Source organism: Bacillus sp. UNC41MFS5 (genome assembly GCF_000686805.1).
In genome coordinates, this window is sequence record NZ_KK366017.1 from 1,288,729 (window position 1) to 1,307,083 (window position 18,355).

The 18,355-nt window shown below is 39.3% G+C and carries 17 protein-coding genes; 14 read left to right on the plus strand and 3 right to left on the minus strand.

Annotated features, from left to right (window positions below):
* Window positions 1–16 precede the first annotated feature (16 nt).
* The 5 genes from BR30_RS0122555 to BR30_RS0122580 all read left to right on the plus strand — a co-directional run bounded on the left by BR30_RS0122555 (window position 17) and on the right by BR30_RS0122580 (window position 6,009).
* Window positions 17–244, plus strand: coding sequence for a hypothetical protein (locus BR30_RS0122555; protein ID WP_026566979.1), 228 nt, complete (start codon window positions 17–19; stop codon window positions 242–244).
* 646 nt (window positions 245–890) lie between these two features.
* Window positions 891–2,477 (plus strand): spore germination protein, encoded by a 1,587-nt coding sequence (locus tag BR30_RS0122565; protein WP_155928793.1) that lies wholly within the window; start codon window positions 891–893, stop codon window positions 2,475–2,477.
* Window positions 2,477–3,688 (plus strand): Ger(x)C family spore germination protein, encoded by a 1,212-nt coding sequence (locus BR30_RS0122570; RefSeq protein ID WP_026566982.1) that lies wholly within the window; start codon window positions 2,477–2,479, stop codon window positions 3,686–3,688. Before BR30_RS0122565 ends, BR30_RS0122570 begins: the two co-directional genes overlap by 1 nt.
* 31 nt (window positions 3,689–3,719) lie before the next feature.
* A complete protein-coding gene (locus BR30_RS0122575) occupies window positions 3,720–4,826 on the plus strand; it encodes a GerAB/ArcD/ProY family transporter (RefSeq protein WP_026566983.1) in 1,107 nt (368 codons plus the stop codon).
* Window positions 4,827–4,902: 76 nt separating this feature from the next.
* The gene (locus tag BR30_RS0122580; protein WP_026566984.1) at window positions 4,903–6,009 is read left to right on the plus strand and encodes a GerAB/ArcD/ProY family transporter; all 1,107 of its coding nucleotides are present in this window, start codon (window positions 4,903–4,905) and stop codon (window positions 6,007–6,009) included.
* A 28-nt stretch (window positions 6,010–6,037) separates the two neighbouring features.
* Here BR30_RS0122580 and BR30_RS0122585 read toward each other — a convergent pair whose 3' ends face one another.
* From BR30_RS0122585 to BR30_RS36150, 3 genes are all read right to left on the minus strand, one after another.
* Window positions 6,038–7,702 (minus strand): PAS domain-containing sensor histidine kinase, encoded by a 1,665-nt coding sequence (locus BR30_RS0122585; RefSeq protein WP_026566985.1) that lies wholly within the window; start codon window positions 7,700–7,702, stop codon window positions 6,038–6,040.
* Window positions 7,703–7,806: 104 nt separating this feature from the next.
* Entirely contained in the window at window positions 7,807–8,310 is a 504-nt protein-coding gene (locus tag BR30_RS0122590; protein WP_026566986.1) for a GNAT family N-acetyltransferase, read from the minus strand.
* A 196-nt stretch (window positions 8,311–8,506) separates the two neighbouring features.
* Window positions 8,507–8,659, minus strand: a complete 153-nt coding sequence (locus BR30_RS36150; RefSeq protein WP_081825537.1) for a YpzG family protein — start codon at window positions 8,657–8,659, stop codon at window positions 8,507–8,509.
* 248 nt (window positions 8,660–8,907) lie between these two features.
* Between BR30_RS36150 and BR30_RS0122600 the strand changes: the two genes are divergently transcribed.
* The 9 genes from BR30_RS0122600 (at window position 8,908) to BR30_RS0122640 (ending at window position 18,338) form a co-directional block, all read left to right on the plus strand.
* A complete protein-coding gene (locus BR30_RS0122600; protein WP_026566987.1) occupies window positions 8,908–10,086 on the plus strand; it encodes an acyl-CoA dehydrogenase family protein in 1,179 nt (392 codons plus the stop codon).
* A gap of 49 nt (window positions 10,087–10,135) precedes the next feature.
* Complete coding sequence (fabG, locus tag BR30_RS0122605) at window positions 10,136–10,900, plus strand: 3-oxoacyl-ACP reductase FabG (protein ID WP_026566988.1); 765 nt, start codon at window positions 10,136–10,138, stop codon at window positions 10,898–10,900.
* A gap of 20 nt (window positions 10,901–10,920) precedes the next feature.
* Window positions 10,921–11,370, plus strand: a complete 450-nt coding sequence (locus BR30_RS0122610; RefSeq protein ID WP_026566989.1) for a MaoC family dehydratase N-terminal domain-containing protein — start codon at window positions 10,921–10,923, stop codon at window positions 11,368–11,370.
* Window positions 11,367–11,768 (plus strand): MaoC/PaaZ C-terminal domain-containing protein, encoded by a 402-nt coding sequence (locus BR30_RS0122615; protein ID WP_026566990.1) that lies wholly within the window; start codon window positions 11,367–11,369, stop codon window positions 11,766–11,768. Before BR30_RS0122610 ends, BR30_RS0122615 begins: the two co-directional genes overlap by 4 nt.
* Window positions 11,769–12,053: 285 nt before the next feature.
* Window positions 12,054–12,827, plus strand: coding sequence for an SDR family oxidoreductase (locus tag BR30_RS0122620; RefSeq protein WP_026566991.1), 774 nt, complete (start codon window positions 12,054–12,056; stop codon window positions 12,825–12,827).
* Window positions 12,828–13,109: 282 nt separating this feature from the next.
* Entirely contained in the window at window positions 13,110–14,786 is a 1,677-nt protein-coding gene (locus tag BR30_RS0122625; protein ID WP_026566992.1) for a long-chain fatty acid--CoA ligase, read from the plus strand.
* 138 nt (window positions 14,787–14,924) lie between these two features.
* Window positions 14,925–15,869, plus strand: a complete 945-nt coding sequence (locus BR30_RS34285) for an MBL fold metallo-hydrolase (RefSeq protein ID WP_051633729.1) — start codon at window positions 14,925–14,927, stop codon at window positions 15,867–15,869.
* Window positions 15,870–15,897: 28 nt separating this feature from the next.
* Window positions 15,898–17,421 carry a class I adenylate-forming enzyme family protein gene (locus BR30_RS0122635; protein WP_026566993.1) on the plus strand — a complete coding sequence of 508 codons (1,524 nt, stop codon included), beginning with the start codon at window positions 15,898–15,900 and terminating at the stop codon, window positions 17,419–17,421.
* 23 nt (window positions 17,422–17,444) lie between these two features.
* Entirely contained in the window at window positions 17,445–18,338 is an 894-nt protein-coding gene (locus BR30_RS0122640; protein ID WP_026566994.1) for a R2-like ligand-binding oxidase, read from the plus strand.
* The last annotated feature ends 17 nt before the right edge of the window (window positions 18,339–18,355 follow it).

Sequence of the window (18,355 nt, forward strand, 5' to 3'; positions counted from 1 at the left end):
AAAAGGAGTCCTTAAAATGTGGTTTTGGATCATTATTTCGGCACTATTGTTCGTTCTTTTGCTCGTAGTTGAGGAATTTTTCTATTATTTTTGGAATCGTTATGTGTATGGGCCAAATATAAAAGAGAAAAGGAGATGGTTGAGTAGATTAGTATTAGGTACGCTTGTATTAATCAAGAGGTTGTTCCATAGAAGAGAAAAAGAATTACCAAAAACCAAGACAGATAAGGGCCTTCCATTATAAGGGAGGCTCTTATTTTATTTATGATAGGAAAGTATACGTTTTGAACTTAGATTACTGTCTAGCTCCAGCGCCCTAGCGGCTAGTGTCCTTCGCTCTCCGCCCTACGATAAGTCAACATCGAATCGCCTCCGGCTCTTCGTGTTTCCTTTATCTCGGTTGGAGCGCTCCAGGCCATACGCCGCTGACCAGAGCGCTTGCACTTTTCTTAATTGGAGGGATTCTGTTTTTCCTTTTTCTTATTTAAATAACCACCAAAGGTATCGATGAGGAAAAACAAAAGAAATAAAAAAATAATTACATATTCAGCTGGCTCCATTACTTTAAAAGGGTTTATTGCCTTCCAAATAATTCCTGAAATATTTATACCCATCAAAAGATCTAGTGAAACAATTAGGATTACACTAAAAGTCGCCAATAAGCCCGATACAAAAAATATCTTCAACCTCATCACACCTTTAGGGATTCTATTTCCTTTATTGTTCTATTCTTTGCAGATCCTTATTCCAGTTGGAAAATGTTCTTCATCCCATTTAAAAACCGCTTCCAATGGGATAAAGTGGCAGCTGTTGGGCATTATATCCAATATTGGATGAAATGTATTCAAATAATATTAAGCGAGGCGGGTATTGTGTCGATTTTGTCTAAAATGCTCAAAAATAAACAAAAAAAGAGACAGGACGATAATTATAGGCAAAAACAAGATCCGCAAAAACCAGAGGACTTGCCTATTCTAAGGGATTATCAAGAGAATATCTCTCGTTTAAAAGAGGAAGCTGGCAATAGTAGCGATGTAAACATTCGAGAGTTTAAGCTTGGTTCCCATAAAGGCGGACTTGTTTTTATTGACGGATTGGCTAGTGATCAAGCTATAGCAGACTATATTCTAGAATCCGTGATAGAAAAAGAAGTACCCGAAGGACCGATAGATATTTTTCAATTCATGATGGATGAAACAATGGCTCTGGGAAATGTAAAGACAATTGAAAATTGGAATCAAGTATTTGATTCATTATTGTCAGGAAATACAGTCATCTTTTTGCAAGGATGCAACAAAGCAATTAGTGGCGAAACCAAAGGATGGGAAAAGCGGGCCATATCAGAACCCTCGACCCAATTGTCGATACGAGGTCCAAAAGATTCGTTTACAGAGACACTCCGGACGAATACTGCTTTAATACGCCGTCGCATAAAAAGTCCTAATTTACGGGTAGATTCCATGAAAATAGGTACTGTTTCCCAAACTGATATCGCAATCTTGTATATAGATGGAATTGCCAATGACAAAATTGTTGGAGAAGTTAAAGAAAGGCTTCAACGAATCAATATCGATTCCATCCTCGGTTCTGGTTATATAGAGCAGTTAATTGAGGATCAAACTTGGACAACATTCCCAACCACTTACCATTCAGAAAGACCGGATGTCGTAACATCCCATTTATTGGAGGGGAGAATTGCGATCGTTTGTGATGGCACCCCATTTGTTGTGACGGTTCCAGCTATCTTTATTCAATTTTTCCAAGCACCGGATGATTATTATTCACGATTTGACATTTCAACTGGTATACGAATATTAAGAATTTTAGCCTTCCTTATTGCAGTAATTGGACCATCTGTGTATATTGCAGCGACTACCTTTCATCAAGAAATGATTCCGACGACCATGGCAATCGCTATTGCTGCCCAACGTGAAAGTGTTCCATTTCCTGCCTTTGTTGAGGCATTAATCATGGAAGTAACGTTTGAAATATTAAGGGAAGCGGGTTTAAGACTTCCAAGGGCTGTCGGCCAAGCCGTGTCGATTGTAGGAGCTCTCGTTATTGGGCAGGCAGCAGTACAGGCTGGGTTCGTCTCCCCAGTAATGGTTATTGTCGTTTCGATTACCGCAATCGCGAATTTTTCCACACCCGTTTTTGCTATGGCGATTGCAGCAAGATTAGTTCGCTTTGTTCTAATGGGATTAGCGACAGTGTTAGGATTTTATGGAATCATGTTAGGGCTAATGTTCATGACGATCCATTTATGTTCACTCCGTTCATTTGGAATTCCGTACATGATGCCGCTCGCACCTTTTAATCTTCATAATCAACAAGATGCATTTGTTCGTTTTCCTGTCTGGGCTATCAAAAATAGGCCCATGTTTATTAGTAAAGGCAATATGAAAAGGAGCGGGGAAAATCAAAAGCCACAACCCCCAAAGCAATCGGAAAATCAATCTAAAAATGGTGAAGAGTAATGAAAAAATGGTTGCTTGTTTTTTTGGTATTAATAATGTCTATGCCACTCCTAAGTGCATGCTGGAATCAGAAAGAACTCACAGATTTGGCCTTTGTGATGGCACTTGGTATTGATCGGGGAGAAGATGATTTGTACCATGTCTCGTTTCAGCTTGTTAATCCCGCGAACGTTTCAGCAGGACAAACTGGAGGAGGTCAGGGTCTGCCGATTGCTGTTTATAAAAGCACAGGCAGAACGATAACTGAAGCAGCGAGAAATGCAACGAAAAAGGTCTCGCGCCGATTATATTATGCACACACAAATTTAGTCGTTATTAGTGAAGAAGTGGCGAGAGAAAGAACGTCGATGCTTAATCTGTTAGATGCCTTTGCCAGGGATCCAGAATTTAGAACTACTACAGAGTTAGTCATTTCAAGAGATGCTACCGCAGAGGAAATCGTCACTACTCTGACTATTCTTGATAAACTACCTGTAACCAAAATTACAAAAGAGATAAAATTTGCTGAAGCAATGAAAGGGGAAAATCTAAGTGTAAGTATTGATGATATTATTGACGGAATCGTCGGAAACGGGAAAGAGCCTATTGTAAATGGCTATCGTCTAATTGGTATGAAAGAAGAAGCTAACAAGGCTACTAATTTGCAAAAAACGACCACTGATGCTTTACTTTCTGCGGATGGACTAGCAGTCATTAAAGATGGTGCAATGATAGATTGGATTGAGAGTAAAAAGTCTCGTGGGGTAATATGGATTTTAAATAAAGCAAAGAGCACCGATATTACTCTTAAATGGAATGGGAAAAAAAATGCCCTTAGTGTTGTCCCTATTCGATCAAAAACCAAGGTTTCACCGGTATTTAAAAACGGAAAACCCGTTATCAATATTAAGATTGAGAACGAGGGCTGGGTGAGTGAAGCAAATACAGCTATTGACTTGATGGATCCAAAAATAATTGGGAAAATTGAAAAGTTAACGGAGAAAGCGATTAAGAAGGAAGTACAGTCGACTGTCAAGGAAGCGAAGCGACTTAAGTGTGATATCTTCGGGTTTGGTGATGTTGTTCATAAAGCCAATCCTGTCTTATGGAAAAAGCTAAAGGGAGATTGGAACAATTATTTTGCAGATCTCGAGGTGAATGTTAAGGTGGATACTTACGTCCGGCGTGAAGGGGTTCGGACGAATCCGTTTTGGTCAGATATTAATAAATAAGGATATATGGAATGAGGGGGGGGCGCTCGAAATGGAAAAGGCAAAAATAAGTGGATTCCAATTGTTCGTGCTTATTGTATTGTTCGAAATGGGCAGCGCACTTCTCCTTAGTCCCGGATCAGAAGCGGAACAGGACGCCTGGATCGCTATATTGTTCGGCCTAGCTGGGGGAATCATTGTCTTTTTTATTTATTATCGCCTATATATGTACTATCCTGACTTGCCCTTAACTAGTTATCTTCAAAAAATAATAGGAAAATGGTTTGGAAAGGTTATTGGTTTTTTATATATAGTCTATTTTATCTATATCGCATCAAGGGTATTGCGAGATTTTGGAGAGTTATTAACCACAACGATATATAATAGTACACCACTATTTGTTATCAATACTTTAATGGTTGTAACTATTATCTATGGGATCCATAAGGGGTTTGAAGTATTAGCACGAGTTTGCGAAATTTATTTTGGAATTGTCTACATTACAGCGATATTCGGCATGTTGCTAATTACCTTTTCTGGTTTAATTCATTTGGGTAATCTCACCCCAATCTTAGAGCACGGATTGAAACCTGTTATTAAAACATTTTTTAAGACAACCCTCACTTTTCCCTTTGGAGAAATGGTTGTCTTTACGATGCTGCTTCCGTTTTTAAATGATAAAAAAAAGGCTAAAATCGTTTGTTTAGGCGGGATGATATTAGCGGGTATTAACATCACCATTACAACTGTAGTAAATATTTCTGTATTAGGCGTAGGTCTCTTTCATCGATCTACTTTTCCCTTATTAACTACAATAGGGAAAATCCAAATTGCCAATTTTCTTGAACGATTAGATGTATTATTTATGCTCTATTTAATTATTGGCGGTTTCTTTAAAATTGCTATTTTTTATTATGCTGCGGTGGCTGGTGCTGCTGATATCTTTCAGTTTAAAAATCAACGCAAGCTGGTGTTTCCAATTGGGATGATCGTACTATTTGGTTCGATAACAATTGCCTCTAATTTTGCAGAATTTATTAAGGAGGGATTAGTTTTTGTCCCGGTTTTTCTGTCGTGGCCATTTCAAATTATCATTCCCTTCATCTTACTAATCATTGCGTTTTTTCGTAATCGAAAGAAAAAAACAAGCCCTGCATAAGCCGAATTGGTTTTGGAAAAATCCGTATTGCTCAGATGTAATATATAACCCTTTTTAAGGGGGGGGAACATACGTCATGGAAAAGGTAAAAATAAGTACAACCCAATTGTTTGTCCTAGTCGTTTTATTTGAAATGGGCAGTGCAATTCTGGTTGGGATCGCGTCCGGTGCCAAACAGGATGCTTGGATAGCTATATTGTTGGGTTTAACCGGTGGATTAATAGTTTTCTTTGTTTATTATCGATTATTTGTGTACTATCCTGACCTGCCCTTAACTAGTTATCTGCAAGAAATAATAGGGAAATGGCTTGGACGGTTTATTGGGGTATTATATGTAGTCTACTTTTTATATTGTGCATCAAGAGTTTTACGCGATTTTGGAGAGTTATTATCCACAACCATTTATAACAGTACGCCTTTATTTGTTATCAATTCCTTAATGATTCTTACGATAATTTATGCTATCCATAAAGGATTTGAAGTATTATCAAGGGTTGGAGAAATTTTCTTTGGAATTGTCTATGTGACAGCGATATTAGGAATGCTCTTAATTGTCTTTTCTGGTTTGATCCACTTAGGAAACTTAAAGCCAATTTTAGAAAATGGGATGAAACCTGTCATAAAGACATTTCTAACACAAACCATTAACTTTCCGTTTGGAGAAATGGTGGTTTTTACCATGCTGCTCCCATTCTTAAGAGATAAAAAGAAGGCTAACATCGTCTGTTTAAGTGGGATGATATTAAGTGGAATAAATATTACCATTACAGTGGTGGTAAATATTTCTGTATTAGGAGTGGGGCTCTTTAGTTACTCCACTTTCCCACTATTAACCACAGTAGGGCGAATTCAAATTGCTGATTTTATTGAACGTTTAGACGTCTTATTTATGCTTTATCTAATTATTGGCGGTTTTTTCAAAATAGCGATTTACTTTTATGCAGCAGTGGCTGGTGCAGCGGATATCTTTAGAATTCCGAATCAACGCAAAATTGGCTTTCCTTTAGGATTGATCGTCTTATTTGCATCAGTTACTATTGCATCAAATTATGCAGAACATATAAAAGAAGGGCTAGTAGTCGTACCTCTTTACTTGCATTGGCCATTTCAAATTATCATCCCGTCTTCCTTACTAATTATTGCTTACTTCCAGAATAAGAAGAAAAAGAAAAGCCCGGCATGATAGCGCAGGCTTAAACTATTTGTTATACTTATTCATTAGCCAATAGATGGGTATTTTTGGAAGTGTTTTGCTTAACAGGCAGGGATATCTGGACAGATGTCCCTTGATTCTTTTGACTGTCGAAATGAATCGTGCCTTGGTGCGATTGAACAATCTTGAAACTTACCGTTAATCCGAGTCCTGTCCCTTTTTCTTTTGAAGAGTAAAATGGTTCGCCAATTTTCTCTAATCTTTCTTTTGAAATACCGCAGCCATTGTCATTAATGTTGATTACTATCTTATTTTCTTCTGACTGTTCTAAATCAATTGAAACAGTTCCACCATTTGGTGAAGCTTCAATTGAATTTTTAATAAGATTGATAAATAATTGCTTGAGTTGATTTGGTTCACACTCAATGACTATTTCATTTTCCGGAAATGAGGATTCGATTTGGACATTGTATAAACTGGCTTCTGTGCTTAACAGTGAAATGACATCCTTCAATATCTTTTGAAGGTTTGCCTTGGTATATTTTAAGATTTGTGGTTTAGCTAATAGCAATAGCTCACCAACAATATGATTTATTCGGTTTAATTCGTCCAACATAATTTGATAATAGTAATCGTGCTTTCCATCTTCCATTTGTAAAAGCTGTACAAACCCTTTTAAAGATGTCAGCGGATTCCTAATTTCATGAGCTACACTTGCAGATAATTCACCTACAATCGATAACTTTTCCGTCCTTCTAAGACGTTCTTCTGTTTCCCTTAATTTGGTAACATCACTGCCATAGCCAATAATTCCAGCAATCTTCCCATTAATAATGATTGGGAGGGAGGTACATTGTAATATGATCCGATTCCCGTTTGCATGTGGAATGTTTATCTCATACAAGACTGGTTTAATTTCTTCAACAACCGTGGATATAAATTTAGGCAGATATCTGACATACTTTTTCGGTAATAAATTTAAAATGTTTTCTCCAATTATTTCTTCTCGTTTGAAGCCGGTAATGACATCATATTGTGAGTTTAAATTGGTAATAGTTCCACTCAAATCCATCATATAAACAATATCTGGACTGTATTCAAACAATGATTTATATTGTTGCTGACTTTCTGCCAATTTTAACGCCATTTCCTTTTTCTCGGTAATATCCCGTCCGATGATTACCAAGCCTTGTCGGCTGCCATCACTATTAAATAAAGGCACTTTGATCGTGTCAAAGATTCTTGCTGACCCGTTTGGGACAGGAAGGACTTCTTCAATTCGAGTAATGCCCCGATTATTCCATGCCTCTTCATCAGAAATTTCACAATATCTAAGAGCATCACCATAAAAGTCAGTATAATTGGCTAATTCAGAGTCCTTTTTCCCTCGATAATCCACATTCTCAAGTTGAAACAATTGTAACCCAAATTCATTGGCTTCAATCCATCGGCCTTCGCCATCCTTAAAGTTAACAAAATCAACCATTGAATTAATTAATGTCGATAGACGTTGTTGATCTTCCTGAGAAACAGATAATTCCTCTTTTTTACTGATAAAAAAATAAAGAAATCCTCCAGTGACCATTATATATAACATCTCTTTTGCTCTTTCAACCACATCAACTATTGAAGAGGGAATAAATTTTTCAATTAAATAATTGGACCCAAAGATCCAAATAATACTTGTAATTAAGTAAAACAGGATCAGCTTTTTTTTATCCATGGAAATCTCCAGTTCTTTTCAATAAATATAGTACATAGTCTATAGTACTAGAAAATCCATTATTTTGGAATAATACAATAGTGAAAATAGTAGATTTAACTGTCTTATTCGATTCTTTTTCCTAAAATAAGTAAATCTCTCTCAACCCCGTCCAGTTCAGCTACATTTGGAAGGTGAGCCCATTTTTCAAAGCCAAAGCCTTTAAAAAGCCTGATACTAGGTTCGTTATGACCGAAAATAAAACCAAGCAGGGTTTTGATGTTCAAACCTGGACAAGCATCCATTGCTTTTTGAATTAAAAATTTACCCAGTTTTCTCCCACGAAAGTCTGGATGAATATAAACACTGATTTCCGCCGTTGCATTATAAGCTGGGCGCCCGTAAAAGGATTGAAAACTTACCCATGCGCAGATTACACCTTGGTCTTCAACAACCCATAATGGACGAAAAGCTGGTGAATGCTCATGAAACCATTGTAGCCGGTTCTCCACTGAAATTGGTTCCAAATCGGCTGTAACCATCCTGCTTGCTATGGTTGAATTGTAAATATTGATAATGGTTTCCAAATCCCTTAAATTTGCATCTCTAATCGTAAAGTCCTCAAACATGTCAATTACCACTCCAGTTTTTTTTATGTCTAATAGCTTTTATATTATCTTTTGGGAGTAACATTATCAATATTGTAATACCATAATCGTTAGAAAAAAGAAAAACCTTTTCTCGAAATTTTAATCCGAGAAAAGGCCTTTTCTTTTCATGACAATCTATTTCTAAACTGCCATTGCTCGTTTCTTGGCCAAAGCCTTACCAGCGGTGGGCCTTGGCATTACTCCTAAGAATGATCTGATTTTGTGACATTTGAGTTTGCCCGTTAATCTGTGCTTTGGTATGCTTCGCTCTCGTTGTACTATAATGAAATAGCTTTGAGTGCGGATCTAATTGATCTTTATAGCTCATCAAATCACCTCATCAAAGGATTTGAAACGAAGATATTCTACTGAATATCATATTTATCATTTGTAAAAAAACAGGAAAATAATCATTAAAACTGAAATAATTAAATCTAAATATATCCTTGTATTATCTGAAAGTTCGGAATAAAATAAAGTTACATACCAACCGGTAGGTATGCTCAGGACTGGTTTAGCATATGAATATTTAACGGCATTAAGCATTAATTTTAGAATAAGAATGGAGTGAATGTTATGTATTTACGTTTGACTGATGAACAAAAATTGGTTCAAAAAACAATTAGAAGATTCGTAGAAAAAGAACTCATTCCACTTGAAAACGATTGCCTTAGAAATGAACGTGAAGGTAAACCAAGTCTTCCTGCCGGAAAACTTAAGGAATTGCAATTAAAAGCTAAGGAAGCAGGATTTTGGGGAATAAACACACCAGAAGAATATGGCGGTGCAGACCTAGGCCAAATGATGATGGCAATTGTGCTAATGGAGGTTTCAAAAACCTTTGTACCGTTTCAGTTTGGCGGCAGTGCAGATAATATTCTTTATTATGGGAATGAAGAACAAAAGAATAAATATTTAATCCCAACGATTAATGGGGAGAAAAAATCTTGTTTTGCCATGACCGAGCCTGGTGCTGGTTCCGATACAAGAAATATTAAAATGACTGCCGTGAAAGATGGAAATGAATGGGTCCTAAATGGGGAAAAAACATTCATCACTGGGGGAAACGAAGCAGATTTTGTAATGGCGATAGCGATTACTGACAAAGAACTCCATCAATCAACACATGGGCGTGAGGGAGTAACATGCTTTATTGTCGACCGAGATATGGGCTGGAAATCAGAGTATATACATACAATGGGTGAATGGGGACCAGCTGGCCTTGTATTCGAAAATGTCCGTGTACCGGAGGAAAATATCCTGGGTGAGTTGCACAAAGGCTATAACCTTGGTCTAGAGTGGATCGGTTTTGCGCGCTGGGTGGTTGGTGCCAGAGCGGTCGGAACTGCCGAACGTTTGCTGCAAATGGCGATTGATTATGCGAAAGAACGAGTCACATTTGGTAAACCAATTGCCGAAAGACAAGCAATCCAATGGCAAATTGCTGATTCAGCAGTTGAAATTGAAGCGGCAAAGTGGCTGGTGTTGAACGCAGCTTTTACGCTTGATAACGGTGAAGATAACCGGCACTTAGCATCGATGGCAAAATTATATGGTGCGAATATGGGCAACAATGTCGTCGACCGTGTCCTTCAGATTCACGGCGGGATGGGGTATACAAGAGAACTACCGATTGAACGCTGGTATCGTGAAGCAAGACTTTGGAGAATTTACGATGGCACAGATGAAATTCAACGAATGATTATCGCGCGGAACCTGATTAAAGGCCATGTTAAGATCGGTCAATATGTATAAAAAATTGTAAGCGCAATCTATAAATGTATTAAACCGGAGGAGAATAGAAATGGCAGGAAGATTTGCAGGAAAAGTAGCTTTTGTAACGGGTGGAAGCCGTGGAATCGGAAAAGGGATTGTTGAGCTTTTTGCCCAAGAAGGTGCTAAGGTTGCATTAATTGATTTGAATGAAGAGGCGTTAAGTGAAACAACCAGTGAATTAAAAGAAAAAGGTGTAGACGTGTATTCGAAAGTTGCAAATGTCGTGGATGCGGAGCAAGTTGAAACCGCGATGAAAGAAGTTTATGAAGTATTCGGATCCATTGATATCTTAGTCAATAATGCGGGTGTAATCCGTGACAATCTATTATTTAAAATGTCGGATTCAGACTGGCAAATGGTCATGGATGTGCACTTGAAAGGGTCATTCAATGCTGCGCGCGCTGCCCAAAAATATATGGTTGAAAATAAATACGGGCGAATTATCAATATTTCATCGACTTCTGCATTGGGAAATCGCGGTCAGGCCAATTATGCTGCCGCCAAGGCGGGGTTACAGGGCTTTACAAAAACACTTGCAATCGAGTTAGGGAGATATGGGATTACCGCCAACTCGGTAGCCCCTGGATTTATTGAAACAGAGATGACCAAAGAAACTGCTGCAAGAATCGGGATTCCATTTGAACAGCTTATTCAAGCGAGTGTGGCAAGTATTCCAGTCGGCAGAAGTGGAAAGCCGGCAGACATTGCCAATGCCGTTTCCTTCTTTGCTGATGAAAAATCATCATTCGTTAATGGTCAAGTGATTTATGTTGCCGGCGGACCAAAATGCTAATAAGGTGAGGTGAAGATCAATTGTTTAAAGACAGGATCGATAAACAATCGAATAAAGTTAAAAATTCTGTTGAAAGAGGAGCAGTTAAGAGATTTGCGGAAGCAATTGGGGACCTTCATCCGATTTATTTTGATGAGGAAACGGGGAAAAATTCTAGGAACCAAACCAACATTGCTCCGCCTACTTTTCCAAGGACGTTTGATTATGGAGACATCGAAGGATTAAATCTGCCAAATAAAGGATTAATCCATGGTGAACAAACGTTTCACTATGAACGTCCCCTAAGAGTGGGAGAGGATATCTACTGCTATTCAAAAGTGAAGAACTACTTTGAAAAAAAAGGGAACTTTGGGGAGATGGGGTTTCTGATTCTTGAAAGCTTTGGTGAGGATGAAGCAGGTGGCTTAATATTTAGTTCAACTTCTACGGTTGTGATATCAGAGGCTGTGAGGAAGGTGTTGGTCAAATGAGTACACTCACACAACTACAAGTCGGAGAGTCTTTAAAAGAAATTCAACTGGATCCTGTTTCAAGGATGGATCTTATTAAATATTCAGGTGCATCTGGAGACTTTAACCCGATCCATACCATTGATGATGAGGCAAAAAAAGCCGGTTTACCAGGAATCATTGCTCATGGAATGTGGACGATGGGGAATCTTGCAAAGCTTTTTACTGCTTATTATGAAGAAGGCTTTATGAAGGATTATTCAATCCGCTTCAAAGGGATGGTCTTTTTGAATGATGTGATCACGTTGAAGGCAACATTGAAAGAAAAGCAGGATAAAAACCTCCGGTTTACGGTGCAGGCTGTGAATCAACAAGGGAATGAAGTACTAAAAGGGGAAGTTTTGTATCACCAATATTAAGCCTGATTGAATTTTGACCCAGCACCAAGAGGAGGACCTCTCTTTGTGGTGCTGGGTTTATTGTTATCTTACGACTGAAACTGACATGAAAAATGAAAAAATTGACGAATAAATAGACGTTGAATATTGTGAAGATTTTGATATTATAGTGATTATCTACATACCAACTGGTTAGTATTTAGTCTCTTACAGAAAATTTTGAGGGATTCGTCTTAGGCAGTCACAAGTTTTGGCTGACATAGTATTCGATTAAAAAAGATGCTTTTATAATAGGGGGAACGACCGATGAATGTGAAAGAGTTGTTTGATTTAACGGGAAAAGTAGCTATTGTTACTGGAGGAGGCAGAGGATTGGGGCAGCAGATTGCTGAAGGGTTTGCTGAGGCTGGCGCTAATGTAGTGGTTTGTTCAAGAAAATTGGAAGCCTGTTTGGAAATCAGTGATGGGTTAAAAAGATTAGGTGTAGAGAGTTTTGCATTAAAATGTGATGTCACAAATCCAGAGGATATTAAGAATGTCGTCGACAAAACAGTGGAGCGATTTGGGCGAATTGATATTCTCGTTAACAATAGTGGTGCATCCTGGGGTGCACCGGTCGAAGAAATGCCGCTCGAAGCATGGAAAAAGGTGATGGATGTCAATGTTACAGGTACTTTCTTAATGTCCCAGGCGGTTGGTAAGGTCATGCTCCAACAAAAATCTGGAAAAATAATCAATATTGCTTCAGTAGCTGGTTTAAAAGGCAGTAATCCCAAGTATATGAATGCTATCGGCTATAACTCTAGCAAAGGAGCAGTAATTACTTTTACGAAGGATTTGGCAGTCAAATGGGGACCAAGTGGTATTTATGTAAATGCAATCGCCCCAGGATTTTTTCCAACGAAAATGTCTAAAGGGTTGCTGGATCATGGGGGAGAGGCAATTCTTGAAGGCACACCCTTAAGGAAGTTTGGTTCTGAAAATGACCTTAAAGGCGTTGCCTTATTCCTAGCTGCACCAGCATCCGATTTTGTAACAGGTGATGTCTTAGTGGTCGATGGTGGTGCACATGCGATGTAGGGGATTCGATCATTGAAGTTGAGAATTCGCTCATTGAACCGGAAAATTCGATGATAAAATTTAGGGAATTCGTGTTGAACGGTAATTTTCTTGTAGTATTAGCAATTCGCCGATAGAACCGAAGAATTCGCTGATAGAACCGGAAAATTCGCCGATAGAACACAGAAATCCGCCGATAGAATCCCGTTTATACCCAACTTGTTAAATTGTATATGAGTTTTTATAAAATAACAGCGTTTACAATAAATTTTAACATTCTATTAAACAAGGAGTGAAGTTCCATTGCTAACCCTTCATTATGAATTTTGGCCTAAAATCTCTAAATCTTTAAAAGTTCCATCCACTTCTCTTTATGACAACCTCAAAGTCAATGCAAGCCGTTATCCAGACCAGGATGCCATTTACTACTACGGCAATAAATTGTCTTACGAACAGCTTGATATCGAGGTTAATGCTTTAGCGGGTTATCTCCAGCACAAATTAGGTGTCAGAACAGGGGAAAAGGTCTTGCTATTTATGCAGAATTCCCCGCAGTTTGTAATTGGCTATTATGCCATTTTACGAGCTAATGCCGTGGTTGTTCCAATCAATCCAATGTTACTTGCTGACGAATTGGAGTTTTATGTAAAGGACTGTGAAATCAAGACCGCTATCGCAGGGCAGGAATTATATGAGTGTATCGGTCCGTTGTTAGGAAATACGTCATTGGCCAATTTACTCATCGCTGCCTATTCGGATTATGCAGGTGAAAGCTTTGTAGGAATGCTTCCAAAAGATGTAGAAACTGCGAGATTTCCTTTTTCAGAAGGTGGTCATTATCTTTGGAACGAGGCAATCCAAGCAAATCTTACACCAACAGAGCATACCGCAAAGGGCGATGATTTGGCATGCCTTCCATATACCTCCGGAACAACTGGTCTGCCAAAGGGCTGTATGCATACCAATCGAACCGTAAATGCAAACACAGTGGGTGCTTATCACTGGTCATCAACGACAGCAAATGCTGTTCATTTAATGTCGTTGCCGCTCTTTCACGTAACAGGTATGGTCCACAGTATGCATATGCCAATTTACAGCGGGAGCACGATGGTTATCCTGACAAGATGGAATCGCGACCTCGCAATCGAAATGATAAAAACATTAAAAATTACCCACTGGGTGACGATTGCGACAATGATTGTTGATTTCCTATCCAATCCCAACCTGAAAGCAGAAGATATTGCCTCGCTAGCTTCTATTTCCGGAGGGGGTGCCGCCTTACCTGAGGCGGTTGGTGAAAAATTATTTAAACTATCAGGATTGCGTTTTGTCGAAGGTTATGGGCTATCCGAAACGATCGCACAAACCCATTTTAACCCAGCGGAACGTCCGAAAATGCAATGTCTAGGCATTCCCTCCTTTGATGTCGATGCTAGAATCATTGAACCTGCGACTGGAAAAGAGCTAGGGGTCGGGGAAGTTGGCGAAATTATCGTTAACGGGCCGCAGGTGATGGTCGGCTATTATAATCGCGAAGACGAAAATAGAGGTTCTTTTATTGACATCAATGGGAAAAAGTTCTTTAGAACAGGGGATATCGGACGCTATGACGAAGAGGGTTATTTTTTCATTGTCGACCGAGTCAAACGCATGATTAATGCTTCCGGCTACAAGGTTTGGCCAACTGAGGTTGAATCTTATCTTTATAAGCATCCCGCGATTCAACAAGCCTGTGTTGTCGGTGTACCAGACCCAAGACGGGGCGAAACAGTAAAAGCCTTTGTCATATTGAACGAAGGCTTTGAAGGGAAAGTGAGTGCAGAGGAAATTATTGAGTGGTCGAAACAGCATATGGCTGCCTATAAATATCCTAGACAGATTGAATTCAGAAAGCAATTCCCAATGACAACGAGCGGTAAGATATTATGGCGCACCCTCCAAGAAGAGGAAAAGGCGAAAGTATCAAGTAAGGTACAGTAAATGCATCTCAATAAGGGGAGCAGGACCATTTGGTTAGCTCCCTAGAACGTAAACAAGTTTATGAAAAAATATAGTTTGGATAGTCTATAGGTCAATCCTCCGGTCATAAACTAATATTTTCGAAGGGAGGGCGATCAATTGTTTAAAATTGTTCCGCTTGAATTAGAGACTCATTTTGCTGAAGGGATTGTAAATGCTTTTTTGGCGATTGGAGACTCAGTTACGTTAATAGACACGGGAAACCCTGGGAAAGTGTCATTTCAACAACTTAAAAGCAAACTACATACGCATGGGTTTACATTAAAGGATATTGATCAGATTGTCCTTACCCACATCCATATCGATCATGCAGGTGGAATTCCTTATCTTTTGGAAGAAAAAGAGTTTCCTATCTATGTCCATGAACAAGCGAGAGGGTCGATAAATGCCAGTATGGACGAGTTTCAACGAGTGCAAGCCTTTTTTCATCAATTTTTAACTAGTTGTGGTGCGGATCCATTAAAGCACATCATCAAACGGCCTTATAAAGAGGAAAAGTGGCGAAATGTTACCTTTATCAATGAGGGCGATGTTATTCAGTTAGGTGGGAAGAAGTTTGAAGTCGTTCATGTTCCCGGTCACAGCCAATCTGATATTTTACTATGGAATCAAGAAACTGGAGATACCTTTGCCGGCGATCACTTATTAAAGGCCTTTTCCGTGAATGCCTTTATCGAACCACCAAATCCTGGCGTGATCAATCGTCCGAGACCGTTAATACAATACCGAAATTCACTTAAAAAAGTAAGCAGACTGCCCTTGAAAAGGATTTATCCTGGTCATGGCGAGGCATTTAGTGATCATTTAGCATTGATCAAAACCAGATTACAAGAACAGGAAAAACGATGCGAGCAGATTCTCGCCATTCTTGCGAGCGGTGGTAAATGTATCTATGAAATTTGCATAGAAATGTATCCTCGTTTGCATGGGCAAACGGTGTTCTTAGGATTATCCCAAATACAAGGCCATTTGGACCTACTTGAAGAAAGGCAGCAGGTAAGATTTGAGCAAAAAGATTCAGTTATCGTCTATCGTTTGACTTAACAAAAATGTCTAGTAAAGGAGTGCTTGTGTGAATCTTAAGGACCTGCTAGAAACAAATATCGCTAAATTCGGTGAGTATCCTCTTATATATTACAAAGAAAAGACAATCACAAATGTGGAAACGAAGCAATACGCAGACCAATTTGCTTGTGGCTTACGACATCTTGGAATTGCTAAGGGTGATAGAGTTATGGTATGTATGTCTAATTGCCCGGAGGTCCTCTTTTCTTATCAAGGGATTACCAGAGCGGGAGCAACGATAGTCCCGGTCATGTTTACTTTGCATCCAAAGGAACTTCACTACATCGCACGAAATTCCGGAGCAAAAGCAGTCATTACTTCCTCCGCCGTACGGAATAATGTGGAACAATCACTAGAGGGCTTGCCAATAAAACCCCAGTTGATTGTTGTGGACCAACCTTCAGATGATCGAACCAAAAACTTTTACGATGTGTTAGTTCCCGCCCCCATATATCAAATGGATGAACAAGGAAACACAGACGATACGGCTGTCATTTTGTACACCTCTGGAACCACTGGAAATCCCAAAGGAGTCCAATTAACCCACAAAAACTTATATTCGAATGCCGAGAATTCCGCAAAACATAATGAAACAGAGCGGGGCACAACACTCGGAGTCCTGCCGCTAGCCCATGTGTATGGTCTGACAATCTCTAATATTTGCTTTCTAACAGGCAGCACAATCGTTATTTTTTCAAACTTTCAATTAGAAGGGGTATTTCAAGCAATTGAAACATATAAAGTGAAGACATTCTCAGCAGTTCCTGCGATGATACACGCTATGGTTTCTTATCCAAGAGCCGAACAATATAATACCACAAGTCTTGAATCAGTCGGTTCTGGTTCAGCACCGTTGCCTGTTGCCTTATTGTATGCTTTTGAACAAAAATTTGGCGCAAAAGTATTCGAGGGTTATGGGTTATCAGAGGCTGCTCCGGTAGTTACTGCTCACAAGAAAGGCATCGAAATAAAGCCCGGGTCGGTTGGGATTCCGATACCAGGGGTAGAATTGAGAATTGTCGATGAAAAGGGCGAGGACGTTCCAGACGGTGTAGTGGGGGAACTAATTGTCAGCGGTGATAATGTCACTCCTGGCTATTACCAAAATCCTCTAGAAACAAATCGAGTCTTAAAGGATTCATGGTTATTTACGGGCGATATGGCCCGGATCGATGACGAAGGCTATGTCTATATTGTTGATCGAAAAAAGGATTTAATTATTCGCGGCGGCTTTAATGTGTATCCTCGTGATGTCGAAGAAATATTAAATGCTCACGAACAAGTATTCGAGGCAGCAGTGGTGGGGGTTCCCGATGAACGAATGGGCGAAGAAATGGTTGCCTGCGTCGTAAAAAAGCCAGATTCAGAAGTAACCGAAAAAGAATTAATCAATTATTGCCAAGACCATTTAGCGAAAAACAAAACACCACGAAGAATTGTTTTTCTAGAGGCACTGCCTAGAAATGGTGTGGGGAAAATATTAAAAACGCATCTCCGCAAGCAGGCATCAGAAATTGTCATCAAACCGTAAAGGAAAAAAGGAGGAGAAGGTGGATGGAAAAAAGAACCATACTAACAACTAGTAGTCGAGGTTTACTTGAAGATTCATTCCCTTATCGTTTATTCCAAAAAGCAAAACGGTTAGGGACGTGGAACCCCGCTGATATTGATTTCAGACAGGATCAAAAGGATTGGAAAGCGATGAATGAGGAGCAGCAAGCAGATATTTTACGGCTGATTTCTCAATTTCAAGCAGGTGAGGAAGCAGTTACATTAGACCTGCTTCCACTCATTATGGCGATTGCGAAAGAAGGGCGTTTGGAAGAAGAGATGTTTCTAACAACCTTTTTGTACGAGGAAGCGAAACATACTGAATTTTTCCGGCTAGTATTGAATGCGATTGGTGAGCGAGGAGACTTATCTCATTTTCATACGGAAACCTATCAGAAAATTTTCTATGAAATTCTCCCAACGACAATGGAACGGCTTATTACTGACCAATCTCCAGAAGCGATTGCTGAAGCATCGGTGGTGTACAACATGTTTGTCGAAGGAGTTTTAGCAGAAACAGGCTATTTTTCCTTTTACAATGCCTTAGAAACGGCGGGAATTATGCCTGGTCTGCTTGAAGGGGTTGGTCATTTAAAAAAGGATGAGTCCAGGCATATCGGCTATGGAACTTTCCTTTTGCAACGCTTGATTTGTGAACATCCACATCTCTTTGATTTTGTGGCAGCCAAGATGGGCGAACTGACTCCGTTAGCGATTAGGTTAAACCAAGAAGGAATCGCAGGAAGGGAGGTAAGCGCATTCGGCGGGGACCCGGAGGACATCATGAACTTTACATTAAAACAACTCTCTGTTCGAATGGAGATCTTAGCGCGGGCAAAAGGCAAAAAAATTGAAGAGATTTATAGATTTTCAGATAGTGAGTTAGGAGTACTCTAAACCGGAAAAGGAGGAAT

Bases quoted from the DNA above. Each gene is read 5' to 3' on its own strand.
- BR30_RS0122555 (WP_026566979.1), top strand. From the start codon at position 17: ATGTGGTTTTGGATCATTATTTCGGCACTATTGTTCGTTCTTTTGCTC.
- BR30_RS0122565 (WP_155928793.1), top strand. From the start codon at position 891: ATGCTCAAAAATAAACAAAAAAAGAGACAGGACGATAATTATAGGCAA.
- BR30_RS0122570 (WP_026566982.1), top strand. From the start codon at position 2,477: ATGAAAAAATGGTTGCTTGTTTTTTTGGTATTAATAATGTCTATGCCA.
- BR30_RS0122575 (WP_026566983.1), top strand. From the start codon at position 3,720: ATGGAAAAGGCAAAAATAAGTGGATTCCAATTGTTCGTGCTTATTGTA.
- BR30_RS0122580 (WP_026566984.1), top strand. From the start codon at position 4,903: ATGGAAAAGGTAAAAATAAGTACAACCCAATTGTTTGTCCTAGTCGTT.
- BR30_RS0122585 (WP_026566985.1), bottom strand. From the start codon at position 7,702: ATGGATAAAAAAAAGCTGATCCTGTTTTACTTAATTACAAGTATTATT.
- BR30_RS0122590 (WP_026566986.1), bottom strand. From the start codon at position 8,310: ATGTTTGAGGACTTTACGATTAGAGATGCAAATTTAAGGGATTTGGAA.
- BR30_RS36150 (WP_081825537.1), bottom strand. From the start codon at position 8,659: ATGAGCTATAAAGATCAATTAGATCCGCACTCAAAGCTATTTCATTAT.
- BR30_RS0122600 (WP_026566987.1), top strand. From the start codon at position 8,908: ATGTATTTACGTTTGACTGATGAACAAAAATTGGTTCAAAAAACAATT.
- fabG (WP_026566988.1), top strand. From the start codon at position 10,136: ATGGCAGGAAGATTTGCAGGAAAAGTAGCTTTTGTAACGGGTGGAAGC.
- BR30_RS0122615 (WP_026566990.1), top strand. From the start codon at position 11,367: ATGAGTACACTCACACAACTACAAGTCGGAGAGTCTTTAAAAGAAATT.
- BR30_RS0122620 (WP_026566991.1), top strand. From the start codon at position 12,054: ATGAATGTGAAAGAGTTGTTTGATTTAACGGGAAAAGTAGCTATTGTT.
- BR30_RS0122640 (WP_026566994.1), top strand. From the start codon at position 17,445: ATGGAAAAAAGAACCATACTAACAACTAGTAGTCGAGGTTTACTTGAA.